We start from the raw sequence: 414 nt of genomic DNA, 5'->3' as shown, positions 1-414 counted from the left end.
ACCCTGGGGAGGCTCCTGCTGCCGGACGGACACACCCAGGCCCGCGGCGCCGTCGTGCACAGACAGACCCGCCGCCTCCAGGAGGGTGGGGTACATGCTGAGCTGGTCCGCGCCGGCCCGCAGGGGCTGCTCGGCGGTCTCGCCCGGGATCCACACGCGGTTGAACACGGTGCGGTTGGGGTGGTGGTCCAGCTGCTCGTGGAAGGCGTCCCCGGCGCTCATGTGCTTGAGGTGGTCGCCCATGATCACACCACGGAGGTGTCCTCCAGGTAGCCCTGGGCCTTCATGTGCTCCACGAATCCGGCCACCTGGGTCATGGAACACGCGAACACGGAGGTCACCTGGTTCTGGGTGTCAACATCGCAGGAGTCGTAGATGTGGACGGGTTCGTGGGTGTCCAGGGTCAGCATGGAC

1 protein-coding gene is annotated in these 414 nt (G+C 67.4%); it reads right to left on the bottom strand.

What is annotated here, in order from left to right; all coding sequences use genetic code 11:
* Positions 1-243 (bottom strand): hypothetical protein (locus tag QC283_RS39395; RefSeq protein ID WP_279566606.1); only part of this gene is annotated, 243 nt, incomplete at its 3' end.
* Positions 244-414: the final 171 nt, after the last annotated feature.

The organism is Streptomyces sp. DH41, assembly GCF_029813785.1.
In the GTDB taxonomy this organism is placed as follows: Bacteria; Actinomycetota; Actinomycetes; order Streptomycetales; family Streptomycetaceae; genus Streptomyces.
The sequence above is the reverse complement of the archived record's forward strand: the minus strand, read 5'-3'. Positions and strand labels throughout refer to the sequence as shown.